The following is a 13,249-nucleotide window of genomic DNA, read 5'->3' as shown; positions in this document are numbered from 1 at the left end:
TTAGCGTTTTCGCCATGACCACGCTCCCCGCCCAATCGGAGACCACGGCCCCGGCCACGATGCGGCAATTGCTGATTGATTCCGGTTACGTCCTGATCGGCCTGCCGCTGGGCCTCATCGGCTTCATCCTGACGATCGTCACCGTCACTCTGGGTGCCGGGCTGGCGGTCACCGTCATCGGGCTGCCGATCCTGGCGGGCGGCCTGTACGTCGCGCGCGGGTTCGCCGACCTGGAACGGCTGCGCCTGCCGGCGGTGCTGCGGGCGCCCTACATCCGGCCCGCCTACCGGAAGGCGAAGGAGGGCAGCGGGCTGTGGGGCCGGGTCTTCGCCCCGATCCTGGACACCCAGTCGTGGCTGGACTTCGCGCACGCGCTGCTGATGCTGCCGATCGCGGCCGTCGCGTTCGCGTTCACCGCGGTCTGGTGGGCCGGCGCGCTGGCCGGCGTCACGTACTGGGCCTGGGACTGGGCACTGCCCTACGAGCCGGACAACACCGACCTGCCGGAGCTGCTCGGCCTGCCGGACACCGGCGGCTCGCGGATCGCGCTCTACACCGTGCTCGGCATCTTCTTCCTCACCACGCTGCCGCTGGTCGTCCGCGGCGCCGCGCTGCTCAGTGCGTACACCGGCCGGGCGCTGCTGACCGGCATGGCGCAGTTCCAGACGCGGATCACCACGCTGGAGGGGCAGCGGCGGGCCGCGGTCTCCGCCGAGGCGCACGCGCTGCGGCGGCTGGAGCGGGACATCCACGACGGCCCGCAGCAGCGCCTGGTCCGGCTGGCCATGGACCTCGGCCGCGCGCAGCAGCAGCTGGAGTCGGACCCGGCGGCCGCCAGGGCCACGCTCGACGAGGCGCTGGCGCACACCGTGGACACGCTCAACGAGCTGCGCGCGCTGTCCCGGGGCATCGCGCCGCCGGTGCTGGCCGACCGCGGGCTGCCGAGCGCGCTGGCGGCGCTGGCCGGGCGGTCGACCGTACCGGTGGAGCTGGCCGTCGATCCGGAACTCGGCACCCCGGCCGGGCGGCTGGACGCGGTCGTGGAGAACGCGGCGTACTTCGTGGTCGCCGAGGCGCTGGCGAACCTGAACAAGCACAGCAACGCCAGCGAGGCGTGGCTGACCGTGGCGCACGCGGGTGGCCGGCTCGGCATCTCGGTGCTGGACAACGGCGCCGGCGGCGCGCACCTGGCGAAGGGGCACGGGCTGGCCGGGCTGGCCGATCGGGTCCAGGCCGCGGGCGGCACGCTGCGCATCGACAGCCCGATGGGCGGGCCGACGGAGCTGCGGGTCGACCTGCCGTGCTAGACACGGGGGCATGCGGGTCGTGATCGCCGAGGACGCGGTGCTGTTGCGGGAAGGTCTCATCCGGCTGCTGACCGAGCACGGGCACGAGGTGGTCGCGGCCGTGGACACCGGGCCCGCGCTGGTCGCGGCCGTCGGGGAGCACCGGCCGGACGTCTCGATCGTGGACGTGCGGATGCCGCCGTCGCACACCGACGAGGGGCTGCGCGCCGCGGTGGAGGCCCGGGCGCTGGTGCCGGGCACGCCGATCCTGGTGCTCTCCCAGTACGTCGAGGTCTCCTACGCCGACGACCTGCTCGCCGACCGGGCCGGCGCCATCGGATACCTGCTCAAGGACCGGGTGGCGGCGGTGGCGGACTTCCTCGACGGGCTCGGCCGGGTGGCGGGCGGCGGCACCGTGCTGGACCCGGAGGTGGTCGCGCAGCTGTTCGCGCGCCGCCGCCGGGACGACCCGCTGCGCCAGCTCACGCCGCGCGAGCGGGAGGTCCTCGGGCTGATGGCGGAGGGCCTGTCCAACACCGCGATCGCCCGGAAGCTGGTGGTCAGCGACGGTGCGGTGGAGAAGCACGTCCGGAACATCTTCACCAAGCTGCAATTGCCGCCGGACGAGGAGCAGCACCGCCGGGTGCTGGCGGTGCTGGCGTACCTGCGCGGTTAGAGGGTCTTGGCGATCCGCACGGCCTCGGACAGCGTGTCCGCGACCGGGAGGCCGGAGGCGCGCAGCCGGTCCGGGTCGGTGAAGCCGCCGGTGTAGAGCACGACCGCGCCGCCGACCGAGTGCGCCGCGTCCGCGTCGTCCAGCGAGTCGCCGATCAGCACGGTGCGGGTGCCGTCCACGCCGAGTCCGGCCAGGTGGCGGGCCAGGTATTCGGCCTTGAGGCCGCCGCCGACCGTGCCGGGCAGGCCGTCGACGCGCAGGAAGTGCGAGGTCAGGCCGTACCGCTCGATGGCCGGCACCAGCTCGCTGTGGAACCACATGGACAGCAGTGACTGGTGCGGGCCCCACTCGCGCATCGCGTCCGCCGCGTCCGCGGCCAGCGCCACCGAGGTCAGGCCATCCCGGTACGCGTCGTGGAAGATCCCGTCGAGCACGCCGAACTCGTCCGCGCCGACCGCCCGGCCGAGCACCCCCGCGTAGTACTCCGAGATGGGGCGGCGGAAGTTGCGCCGGTGCTCGTCCGGGGTGACCGCCGGGCCGGCGATGCTGGCGAAGGCCGCGTTCGTCGCGGCGACGACGAGATGCAGGTCGTTGAGGAGCGTGCCGTTCCAGTCCCAGACCAGGTGCGTGCGATTGCCCATCGCGCGATGCTAGCGCTCAGCGGGGCCGTGCGAGATCGGCCAGCAGGCGGGCCTCCTCCACCCGCCAGTAGCCGTGCTCCCGGCCGTCCAGCAGGATCACGGGGACCCGTTCGCCGTACTCCCGCTCCAGTTCGAGGTCGCTCTCCACGTCGACCTCGAGGTAGCGGTCACCGGTCGCGGCGACCACCCGGTCGATCGCCTCCTTGGCCACCTCGCACAGGTGGCAGCCGGGCCGGGTGATCAGGGTCAGTCGGGGCTCCTCCACGGTGCCGAGTCTGCCAGAGCGCGGCGGGGCGTGACCCCCGGTGGACACCGGGCACGGCGTGTCGCGGTGCAAGTGCGTCCGGGCGTGTCGGTGAATCGCCCGAGGTAAGCGCCCAATCACCACACGTATCGTTTGGCCGGACGCACACGGTGTGCGACACGGAAGTGCGGTTTCCGCGAAATACTCCTGCTCTATGTAACGGACTCCACACGTGCGGGTGAGCCAGGCCCTATCATCTCAAAGGGTCGACTCACCCCTTTTGTTATGAGTTGACACCCCTCACCCAGAGGAGGCCGTTGTGCCCGATCTTGCACCGCAACTGCACCTCATGGGTGCCTGTCCGCTCCTGGCTCGCCGACCCCCCTTACCCGCCGTATGCGCCGATATGCCCTTTTCGAGGGATTGCGCGGAGGAGGCCCAGTGACGTACCGATACGCCGCGGACGGGTTCGTCTTTTCGGCCCGGCTCGCGCTCAACGACGGTCTCCATCAGCTCGGCGTGGTCATCGGGATGGCGCGCGCGGAGAGCAGCGGCAGCGAGCGCACCCGGAACCGCCCACCCAACGCGCCGCCGAACCAGGCGCCGCCCCGGACCGGCACGCCCACCAACGGCGGCCGGGTCGGCGCCCCGGTCAAGCCCGCCCCGCCCGGGCAGCGCACCACCGACACCACGCCGCTGCCGGTCACCGGGCCCAACTCCGGGCCGGAGGCGCCGCAGCGCCCGAGCCGGCCGGACCCGTCCGACGCCGCCGCGGAGGTGTGGGCCCTGGTCGAGCGCGCCCAGGCCGGCGAGGCCGAGGCGTTCGGGCTGATCTACGACCGGTACGTGGACACCGTGTTCCGGTTCATCTACTTCCGGGTCGGCAACCGCCAGCTCGCCGAGGACCTGACCTCGGACACGTTCCTGCGCGCGCTCAAGCGGATCGGCAGCTTCACCTGGCAGGGCCGCGACCTCGGCGCCTGGCTGGTCACCATCGCCCGCAACCTGGTCGCCGACCACTTCAAGTCCGGCCGCTACCGGCTGGAGGTGACCACCGGCGACGTGCTCGACGCCGACCGCGAGGACCGCGGGCCGGAGGGCAGCCCGGAGGCGGCGGTCGTCGACCACATCACCAACGTGGCCCTGCTCACCGCGGTCAAGCAGCTCAACCCGGAGCAGCAGGAGTGCATCGTGCTCCGCTTCCTCCAGGGTTTCTCCGTGGCGGAGACCGCGCAGGCGATGGGGAAGAACGAGGGCGCGATCAAGGCGTTGCAGTACCGGGCCGTGCGTACGCTCGCCCGGCTCCTGCCGGACGGCTTCCAGCCGTGACCCGTTCCCCCGCCTCGTCCCGTAACCACGCGTGCCCGTCCCCCGTTTGTCTCGGTGCGACCCATGGTGGTTCCGGCATTTCCCCGCATCGCGGTCGCCCTGGCCGGTGCCGACGCCGTCCGGGTTCCCGCGACGACTGAAGGGAGGTGCCCTCGGTGAGAAACGTCATCTTCGATCGTCGTCGTGCCGAACGCTTCGCCCAGCTGCTGGACGAGGCGGAGGGCGGACCGCGCCACCACGGCCGGTCCCGGGCCACCGATGACCGGCTCGCCGAGTTCGTGGCGCTCGGCCACGGACTCACCAGCGCTTCGCCGGGCCCCGAGCTCGACCCCGACTTCCGTACCGGGCTCCGCGCCATGCTGATGGCGACCGCGGAGCGCGAGGGCATCGGCGTCACCTCCACGGACCCGGAGGACGCCGGCAGCCCGATCGGCCGCCTGCTCAAGGCCGGTACCGCCGCCGACGCGGCCGGACGCCGGCTGCGCGCCCGGGGCGCGGTCGTGGTCGGCGTGATCGCCGGCGCGGTCGCGGTCTCCGGCATGTCCGCGGCCAGCTCCGACGCGAACCCGGGCGACGCGCTCTACAGCGTCAAGCGGCAGACCGAGCGGGCCCAGCTGGCGCTCGCCGGGTCGGACGAGGACAAGGGCCGGCTGTTCCTGGACTTCGCGACCACCCGGCTGCGCGAGGCGCGCGCCGTCACCGGCGACCCCGCCGGATTCGAGGCCGTGCTCAACGACATGGACGCCGACACCCGCGAGGGCGTCAAGCTGCTGGCCGGCGCCGCGACCCGGGAGCACAGCGGCACGCCGCTGGAGCCGGTCGGGTCGTTCGTCACCGGCCAGCGCCGGCAGATCGGCGGCTTCCTGGACACGCTGTCCGGGCCGAACCGGGACCGCGCGCTCGGCTCGCTGATCCTGCTCGACTCCGTCGACAAGCGCTCCCGCGCGCTGCTGGACGGGTTCACCTGCCCGGCGGCGGAGGCGGCGCCGCGGGCCGACGCGCTCGGCCCGCTGCCGAACCTCTGCGGCGGCGACGACGCCGACCCGGTCGGCTCGCCCGTGCACGGCGGCAGCAGCCAGCGCTCGCAGGAACAGATCCCGGACGGCCCGGAGCCGGACGCCGGCACGCCCGTGTCCGGTGCCCCGGTGACGTCCGGCGCGCCGGTGACGCCCGCGGCCACGCCGACGCCCGCCGCGCCCGCGGCCGGTGCCGGCCCGACACCGGGGGCCGCCGACCCGGACCCGGCCGTCGAGGACCCGCAGCCGCTCACGCCGGTGCCGAGTCCCACGCCGGCCGGCAAGAACGTGCTGGAGGATCTGATCGGCGGCCTGCTCGGCGGCTGATCGCCGACGACGTGCGCGAGGGCCGTCCGACCACCGGGTCGGGCGGCCCTCCTGCGTCGTTCGGGCCCCGGCGTCCGTACGGTCCGTTTCGGGCGGCGGCTAGGCTCGCGTGAGCGATCGCTTGGACCGTGACGAGAGGGGAGATCCGGTGCCGCGCATGCGCAAGGTGACCGTGAGCACGGACGCACAGGGTCACACCGCCGGCTGGGTCTCGACCGACCTGGAGGCCGCGCTCGTCCCGGAGCCGGCCCCCCGCGCCGCCGCCTTCTTCGACCTGGACAACACGATGATGCAGGGCGCGTCGCTGTACTGGTTCGCCCGCGGCCTCGCCTCCCGCCGCTACTTCACGGCACGCGACGTCGCCCGGTTCGCCTGGCAGCAGGCCCGCTTCCGGCTGGTCAGCGAGCACCGCGGCCACATCAGCAGCGCGCGCGACGTGGCGTTGGCGTTCTTCCGCGGCTGGACCGTCGGGGACGTGGAACGGCTGGCCGAGGAGATCTTCGACGAGTTGATGGCGGAGCGGATCTGGCCCGGCACGCACGCGCTGGCCCGCACCCACCTGGAGCGCGGCCAGCGGGTCTGGCTGGTCACCGCCGCGCCGATCGAGATAGGGCGGGTGATCGCGCAGCGGCTCGGCCTGACCGGCGCCATCGGCACGGTCGCCGAGATCACCGACGGCGTCTACACCGGACGGCTGGTCGGCGACCTGATGCACGGCGCGGCCAAGGCGGACGCGGTGCACCGGCTCGCCGAGGTGGAGGGACTGGAGCTGCGGCGCTGCACCGCGTACAGCGACTCGGCCAACGATCTGCCCATGCTGACCTGCGTCGGCACCGCCGTGGCGACCAACCCGGACGCGGCGCTGCGCCGCATCGCGCGCACCAAGGGCTGGCAGGTCCGCGACTTCCGCACCGCGCGCAAGGCGGCCCGGGTGGCGGTGCCGGTCGCCGTGGTCACCGGCGTGCTCGCCGGCGCCGCGCTGACCGTGGCCGTCCGGCGGCGGGCGGCCCGATGACCGCCACCGCGACCGTCCCCCGGCGCCGGATCGGGCTCGCGCAGATCGGCCTGCTGGTCGCGGTGCTCGCCGCGATCGCGCTGATCGTGCTGCCGGGCAACGCGGACCGCGCGCGGACCCCGGCGCAGACCGGCCCGATCGGCCCCGCCGAGGCCTGGCCGGGCGTGCCCGTCGGCCAGTTCCCGGGCAACCTCGCGGACGGGCCCGCGTTCTCCCCGTCGTACTTCCTGGACCCGGGCACCGCGATCGGCACCGCGCCCAGCCCGGACGGCGCCGCCATGCGGCTGGTGCGCCGCGCCGCCGACGGCACGGTGCGCGAGCTGCGCCGGCTGCCCTACGCCGGGTCGCCGCAGTTCGGCGGCTTCACCACCGACGGCACGGAGCTGGCCTGGGCCGAGTCCGTGGCCGGCGACGACAACGTGACCCGCACCGAGATGTGGGCGATGCGGCTGCCGGACGGGGAGCCGCGCCGGCTCACCGCCGACACCGGCGACGTGGTCTTCTTCAACTCCGAGTTCGACATGCTGATCGCGGACGGCACGCTCTACTGGGCCGAGGTCTCGCCCGCCACCGAGCCGGCCACGCTGATCCGGTCCGTACCGCTGGCCGGCGGCGCCGTCACCACGAACACCGAGGACGGCGCCTGGGCGATGACGAAGTTCCCGTGGCTGGTCAGCGCGGAGAGCGGCCAGGCGTCGCTGCCCCGGCTCCGCGACTGGCGCAACCACCGCGAGCTGTCCGTCCCGGCCACCGGCACCGAGCTGGTCACCTGCGGCAGCGTCTGGTGCCGGGTGCTGGTCGTCTCCGCGAACGGCCCGGCCCGTACCGACCTGATGCGCCCCGACGGCTCCGACCGGCGCCGGATGGCCGGCGGCGCCGCGATGTCCGCGGTCACCGACGTGGGCCTGCTGGACCGGTTCGAGGTGCTCACCGAGGCCGGCCCGGACACCATCCCGACCAGCAGCCAGATCCTCTACGTGTACGACATCGACCGGCAGCAGACCGTCCGGGTCGCCGACGCGGTCGGCATGATCCAGGCCCGGAACGGCGTCCTCTGGTGGTCGACCGGCGCCGACACCGACACCGTCTGGCACACGCTGCCCCTCAGCGCGATCAGCTGACCAGCGGCCGCAACTGGCGGGCGACGAACCGGACGAAGTCCTCCGGCGACGGCTCGTCCGCGGCCGGCTGCAGCACGATCGTGTCCGCGCCCGCGTCCGTCCAGCGCCGCAGCTGCGCCGCGATCTCCGCCGCGTCGCCGCCCACCGTCACGTCCTCCACCGGCCCGGTCAGCCCCCACGTCCGGTGCGCCCGGCGCCGCCGCTCGAACTGGCCCGCCCCGGTCGCCGCGATCAGGTAGACCGCCAGCGTGACCGGCGTGGTCCGACCCGCCGCCGTCCGCCCCTCCTCGATCAGCGCCCGCGCCCGCGCCACCTCGCCCGGCGGCGTCCCGCCGGACAGGATCACCACGTCCCCGACCTCCCCGCACAGCCGCAGCGACCGCGGCCCCGACGCCCCGACCAGCACCGGCGGCGGGCTCGCCGGCTTCCACACCAGCTCCACGCCGTCCAGGTTCACGTACCGACCGCGCACCGTGACCCGCTCACCGCCGAGCAGCCCGCGCAGCGCCCCTACGTACTCCCGCATCAGCGTCACCGGCGACTCGACCCGCGCCCCCGCCTGCCCCATCCACCCCTGCACGCCGTGCCCGATCCCGAGCATCGACCGCCCCGGGAACATCCGCTCCAGGTTCGCCGCCTCCATCGCCGTCAGCGCCACGTTCCGCAACGGCGCCGGCAGCAGCCCCACCACCACCCGCAGCCGCTCCGTCCACGCCAGCGCCGCCGCCGCGCTCGCCACCCCGCTCTCGAAGAAGCAGTCCTCCCACAGCCACAGCTCCTCCAGCCCCGCCTCATCCGCCGCCCGCGCCACACCCCGCAACCGCTCCGGCTCCCACTGCGGCACGAACACCGCCCCCAGCTTCGTCATCCACCCATCCTCCACACCCCCGAATGACAAACCGAAGACCCCGCTTTTCCCACTCCCGGCCCACTCCCGCTCCGCATGCTCCCGCGGGCAAACCGCGCGGCGCCCTCCGACTCCGCTGGCGCTCCGCTCCGGTCACCGCGCCGGAGCCGGTCCCGCCGTGCCCACCCGCACCCCCTCCGCCACCCCGGCCACCGGTCACCATCCGGCCGCGCCCCCGGTCCCCCGGCTCGGCGCATGCACGCCGAGCAGCTCCCCGCGACAGAACGCGCCCACATCACCCGCCGGTGAACACCTACCTCCACCCACGGAAGAGGGCCGCACCGCAGCACGGGATGCGGCCCTGTTGTCGTGTGCCGGTCAGCGGTGCGGCTGGCCGAGCAGGTAGCGCGGCGTCGCGCCCGGCCTGGCGTTACACCGCCGGGCCGGAGCCACCGGCGTCACCGCCTCCCGGGGCCGATTGCGCCGGCGGGATCGCGGGCCGCCCGCCGGGTGTCGAGGAAGGTCGCCAAGGAATGCAGGAGGGCGGCGGGGATCAGGGACACGATCACTAGCAGGAGGCCCATCGCCGCCACGAACCAGCGGCTCTCGCCCGGTTCACCCTCGATGACCGGGACGATGGCCACGAACAGCACCAGCAGCACCCAGGTGAGAAAGACCGCCCGGACGAACCGCGCGCCGAGAGACCGCAGGCGATAGAGCAGAAGGAGGCGCCGAAGGAGCTCGGGGGCCTTGACCGGAGACACCTCGGGCGCCCGGGATTGGGACACCGTCTCGGCCGCCTCGGCGAGAATGGCGCGGGCGGTCGCGAGGTCGCCGGGCGGTGGAGCCACCGGGCCGCTGAGCTCGCGGAGCGCGCGCCACCACTGCTCGACGAAGGCGGCCTGCGCCGTGGCGTCGGCGAGCGCCCGGGCGCGGCGGTGCTCGACGTCGCGGCGGTTCCGCCGCTCCTGGAGGACGAGGGCCAGCGCCCCCAGCACGGCGGTCACCACGGGCACGAGCAACGCTTCGACGAGGACTCTCACGGCCGCTCCGTTCGTCCGCGGGTTCCATCCATCCTTGCAGATGGGTTACCACGATCGGCGCATACCGTGGAGGTTCGTCGATATCCGAGAACCTCCCGCTGTCGGTGGACGCCCGCAGCGACGACTGCGATCCCGCCGCCGGCACCCCCATTCCGGCGATAGCCGCTTTTACGCCTCCTCTCCGGCCCAACTCGCGTCCGTGTAAGCAGAGCAGCCGTCCGGAGCCAACCCGGCTAGAGGCGCCGGCCGCGCACAGGTAAGCAGAGCAAAGCCGGTCGTGGAGAGTTGCGGACGGGCCGGCGGTGGGCGAGTCGGTCGCGGGGAGCGGCGGGGAGAGATGCGGGTGCGGTGCGGCGTAGGTAAGCAGAGCAAAGCCTGCGCACACGGTCGCTGCGGAGCCGGCGGCAGAGTGGCCCTCGGCGTGCGGTCCCCGCGTGATCTTTCCCGCTGAAGCGATTGATCGCCCACTTTGTGAGGCGCAGGCACCTTATTCGGTGTGAATAACGTGCCTGTGGCTCACACAGTCACAGTGGATGATCAACGGCGACCGCGATATGACGAAATTTCGGGCGCACGGCGCCCGGTGGCCCCGGCCCGCACATCGGAGGCCACCGCCCCGGCAGAAGCGGTGCGGCGGAGAGATGAGAGCTGGTTCTCCGCCCGCGACACGGGGGAGGTGGGCGAGCGCGGCACCAAAACGCCGCGTCCACGATCCCGGTGCGGGCGGGCTCAAGAGCATGGCGAGCGGCACACGACGTCGGCCGGGACGGTGCGCGTGTCAAGGTCGTGCCGAGGCGGCCGGGGCGTGCGCGGGTCGAGGCCGCGGCCGGTGGCGGTGGAGCCGGTCGGCAGGGTCAGAGGCCGAAGGGGTCGGGGCGGGACTTCAGCAGGGTGTGGAGGGTGTGCTGGATGGTCTCGCGGACCTGGTCGGCGAGGTTGTAGACGACCAGCGGGTCGTCGGCCTGGTCCATCAGGTGGGCCGTGGGGATGGGTGGGCAGAACTGGATGAGCCACTTGCTCGGCAGCGGGACCAGGCCCAGCGGCCCCAGCCACGGGAAGGTGGGGGTGACCGGGAAGTACGGGAGGCCGAGCAGCCGGGCGAGGGGCTTGATGTCGGCGAGCAGAGGGTAGGACTCCTCGGCGCCGACGATGGCGGCGGGGACGATGGGGGCGCCGGTGCGCAGGGCGGCGGCGACGAAGCCGCCGCGGCCGAAGCGCTGGAGTTTGTAGCGCTGGGAGTAGTGCTTGCCGATGCCCTTGAAGCCCTCGGGGAAGACGCCGACGACCTCGCCGGTGCGGAGCAGCCGCTCGGCGTCGGGGTTGCAGGCGACGGTGACGCCGGACTTGCGGGCCAGTTCGGAGACGACCGGCATGCGGAAGATCAGGTCGGCGCCGAGCAGGCGCAGGTGGCGTTCCCGCGGGTGGGTGTCGCGGAGCGCGACGGAGAGCATCAGCGCGTCCAGCGCGATCGTGCCGGAGTGGTTGCCGACGACCAGGGCGCCGCCGTCGGCGGGGACGTTGTCCACGTCCAGCACCTCGGTGCGGAACCACTCGCGGTAGAGCGGCTTGAGCAGCGGGTGGAAGACCTGGTCGGTGAGCTCGGGGTCGAAGCCGAACTCGTCGACGTCGTACTGGCCGGAGAGCCGGCGGCGCAGGAAGGACAGAGCTCCGGCCACCCGCTGGTCCCACACGTCCTCGACGATGCCATCCGCGGCGGGGGCGGCGGGAGCCTCCGGCGGGATTTTCACCGGCTCGGCGGCGGGGGCCGGGTGGTCGCCGGGCGGAAGACCGTGCTGCGCGGGTACGGACGGGCGGTGTCCGTTGCTGCGCCGCGGCATCGGCGCCGGGTCGGCCGGGCGGAACTCCGCGCCGGGCAGGAACTCGCCGCGCTCGGTCATGCCGGCTCTCCCTGGCGGGCCGCGCGCACCCGGCGGATGGTGTCCAGGATTGAGCGCTCGGCCACGGCCAGGCGCTCCGGCGATACCAGCGCGCCGCCGAGGTGGGCCTGGATGAAGTCGTCGAATGCGGCGGCGGTGGACCGCGGCGTGAAACCGAACTCGCGGATCAGGCGGCTGGTGTCGACCACGCGGCCGTGCACGAACAGGTCGACCTGGTCCAGCCCGTTCTGCCCGAGGCCCATGGCGCGGGCGATCGCCATCGCGCCGGCCAGGCCCGGCTCCGGGACGGGCACGGGGACGCGGCCGGCCCGGCGGATCGCCTGGGAGAGCGCGAGCACGCCCTCGCCGGCCACGTTGTAGGTGCCGGGGTGGTCCTCGGCGACCGCGCGGTGCATCACCTCGAGCGCGTCGTCGACGTGCACGAACTGCAGCCGCGCGTCGCGGCCGAACACGGTCGGGACGAACGGCTGGGAGAAGTAGCGGGTCAGCGACGTGTCCGCGCGGGAGCCGATGAACGGCGCGAAGCGGAGCACGGTGGCGACCACGTCGGGGCGCCGGCGGCGGAACCCGCGTACGTACCCCTCGATGTCCAGGATGTCGCGGGCGAAGCCGCCGCGCGGCACCTCGCGCGGCTCGGTGTCCTCGGTGAAGACGCCGGGGTCGCGGAACGAGGCGCCGTAGGCGGCGGTCGACGACCGCATGACCAGTTTGCGCAGCTTCGGCGCCTGCTGGGCGGCTGCGAGCAGCTGCATGGCGCCGATGACGTTGTGTTCCTTCATCGCGCCGCGGCCGCCCTGGATGGCGTCCGGCGAGCTGGTGATCGCGAGGTGGACGACCGCCTCCGCGCCGAGGTCGGCGAGGACGGCGCCGGCGGATCGGAGGTCGACCCGGACCAGTTCGACGCCGCTCAGCGTGTCGGCCAGCGCGGCGGGCGGATCGGTCGGGTCGAGCCCGATGACCTGCCCGATGCGCGGGTCGGCGGCGAGGCGCGCGGCCACGTGCGCACCCACGAACCGGCTGACCCCGGTGACCACGACGGTCCCCGGCGATTCGGTCACTCGCGCCTCCGTGGCCTTGTCGAACACCCGCGACCAGTCATTGAACCTCAGGCAGGCAATCTGCGCGCCGGGCCTGTCGACCGGGCCCGGCGCGACGCGGACTACTTGCCGAGACGGCGACGCTGGACGCGGGTCTTGCGCAGCAGCTTGCGGTGCTTCTTCTTGGCCATACGCTTGCGGCGCTTCTTGACCACCGAGCCCATACGACAGCCCCTTCAATCGTTGTTGTGGCGAACCTGCGGGCTCGGCAGGTCACGGGGCGTGACGCCGGGCACCGACGAGACGGTGGACCGGGAACCTCCGCGAACGCGTCCTGCGCCGGGCTTCAGCGGCCGGGCACCGGCGCGAGCCAGCGGGGTTCGGGTCCGAGTCCGCTCCAGGGTACCCGTGTGCGACGCGGCGACAAACACGACCCTGCCGGTCAGGCAGACTCGGAGAACGCGCCGCGCAGATATTCGTGGACCGCGTGCTCGGGCACCCGGAAGGAACGGCCCACCCGGACGGCGGTCAGCTCGTTGCTGTGCACGAGCCGGTAGACGGTCATCTTGGACACCCGCATCAGCGTGGCGACCTCGGCAACGGTGAGGAAACGGACCTCCGGCAGCCGGCCCTCGGCGTTGGATGCTCCGGCCATGCGCTCACAACCCATCGACCCCGAGCGCGCACCCCCTCCGGGCAACGCGCGTGTAATTAGTACGGTAACGGGACTGCTGTTAACGGCGCGAGACCTTCTGGAAACTCACAGTGA

General features: G+C 73.5%; 13 protein-coding genes and 1 pseudogene. 6 read left to right on the top strand and 8 right to left on the bottom strand.

All coding sequences use genetic code 11. The features are described 5' to 3' along the window. Positions 1–14: 14 nt before the first annotated feature. Together J2S41_RS36600 and J2S41_RS36595 are read left to right on the top strand one after the other, a co-directional pair. Positions 15–1,307, top strand: coding sequence for a sensor histidine kinase (locus tag J2S41_RS36600; protein WP_310375090.1), 1,293 nt, complete (start codon positions 15–17; stop codon positions 1,305–1,307). Between the two features lie 10 nt (positions 1,308–1,317). Beyond that, positions 1,318–1,962 (top strand): response regulator, encoded by a 645-nt coding sequence (locus J2S41_RS36595; protein ID WP_310375088.1) that lies wholly within the window; start codon positions 1,318–1,320, stop codon positions 1,960–1,962. Here J2S41_RS36595 and J2S41_RS36590 read toward each other — a convergent pair. Both J2S41_RS36590 and J2S41_RS36585 read right to left on the bottom strand, forming a co-directional pair. Beyond that, complete coding sequence (locus tag J2S41_RS36590; protein WP_310375086.1) at positions 1,959–2,603, bottom strand: HAD family hydrolase; 645 nt, start codon at positions 2,601–2,603, stop codon at positions 1,959–1,961. The genes J2S41_RS36595 and J2S41_RS36590 overlap by 4 nt on opposite strands. A 16-nt stretch (positions 2,604–2,619) precedes the next feature. After that, positions 2,620–2,868, bottom strand: coding sequence for a glutaredoxin family protein (locus J2S41_RS36585; protein ID WP_310375084.1), 249 nt, complete (start codon positions 2,866–2,868; stop codon positions 2,620–2,622). 510 nt (positions 2,869–3,378) lie between these two features. Between J2S41_RS36585 and J2S41_RS36580 the strand changes: the two genes are divergently transcribed. The 4 genes and pseudogenes from J2S41_RS36580 (at position 3,379) to J2S41_RS36565 (ending at position 7,655) form a co-directional block, all read left to right on the top strand. Then, positions 3,379–4,176: an ECF subfamily RNA polymerase sigma factor, BldN family gene (locus J2S41_RS36580; RefSeq protein ID WP_310376796.1), complete on the top strand. Its 798-nt coding sequence runs from the start codon at positions 3,379–3,381 to the stop codon at positions 4,174–4,176. 155 nt (positions 4,177–4,331) lie between these two features. Beyond that, positions 4,332–5,201: pseudogene (locus J2S41_RS36575) on the top strand (DUF5667 domain-containing protein); the annotation flags it as partial. 475 nt (positions 5,202–5,676) lie between these two features. After that, entirely contained in the window at positions 5,677–6,534 is an 858-nt protein-coding gene (locus J2S41_RS36570; protein ID WP_310375080.1) for an HAD family hydrolase, read from the top strand. Then, a complete protein-coding gene (locus J2S41_RS36565) occupies positions 6,531–7,655 on the top strand; it encodes a TolB-like translocation protein (RefSeq protein WP_310375079.1) in 1,125 nt (374 codons plus the stop codon). The genes J2S41_RS36570 and J2S41_RS36565 overlap by 4 nt, the downstream gene beginning before the upstream one ends. Here J2S41_RS36565 and J2S41_RS36560 read toward each other — a convergent pair. From J2S41_RS36560 to J2S41_RS36535, 6 genes are all read right to left on the bottom strand, one after another. Continuing rightward, the gene (locus J2S41_RS36560; protein WP_310375077.1) at positions 7,648–8,523 is read right to left on the bottom strand and encodes an LLM class flavin-dependent oxidoreductase; all 876 of its coding nucleotides are present in this window, start codon (positions 8,521–8,523) and stop codon (positions 7,648–7,650) included. The genes J2S41_RS36565 and J2S41_RS36560 overlap by 8 nt on opposite strands. Positions 8,524–8,960: 437 nt before the next feature. After that, positions 8,961–9,545 (bottom strand): hypothetical protein, encoded by a 585-nt coding sequence (locus tag J2S41_RS36555; RefSeq protein WP_310375076.1) that lies wholly within the window; start codon positions 9,543–9,545, stop codon positions 8,961–8,963. Between the two features lie 854 nt (positions 9,546–10,399). Then, positions 10,400–11,443 (bottom strand): lysophospholipid acyltransferase family protein, encoded by a 1,044-nt coding sequence (locus J2S41_RS36550; protein WP_310375074.1) that lies wholly within the window; start codon positions 11,441–11,443, stop codon positions 10,400–10,402. Then, positions 11,440–12,501, bottom strand: coding sequence for an NAD-dependent epimerase/dehydratase family protein (locus J2S41_RS36545; RefSeq protein ID WP_310375072.1), 1,062 nt, complete (start codon positions 12,499–12,501; stop codon positions 11,440–11,442). Before J2S41_RS36545 ends, J2S41_RS36550 begins: the two co-directional genes overlap by 4 nt. Before the next feature lie 101 nt (positions 12,502–12,602). Beyond that, positions 12,603–12,704: a 30S ribosomal protein bS22 gene (locus J2S41_RS36540; protein ID WP_007465623.1), complete on the bottom strand. Its 102-nt coding sequence runs from the start codon at positions 12,702–12,704 to the stop codon at positions 12,603–12,605. A 218-nt stretch (positions 12,705–12,922) separates the two neighbouring features. Beyond that, positions 12,923–13,135: a helix-turn-helix domain-containing protein gene (locus J2S41_RS36535; RefSeq protein WP_310374976.1), complete on the bottom strand. Its 213-nt coding sequence runs from the start codon at positions 13,133–13,135 to the stop codon at positions 12,923–12,925. Positions 13,136–13,249: the final 114 nt, after the last annotated feature.

Origin of the sequence: Catenuloplanes atrovinosus (genome assembly GCF_031458235.1) — a bacterium.
Classification (GTDB): Bacteria; Actinomycetota; Actinomycetes; order Mycobacteriales; family Micromonosporaceae; genus Catenuloplanes; species Catenuloplanes atrovinosus.
Note: the sequence above shows the minus strand (reverse complement) of the source record. Positions and strands in the feature narration are given on the sequence as shown.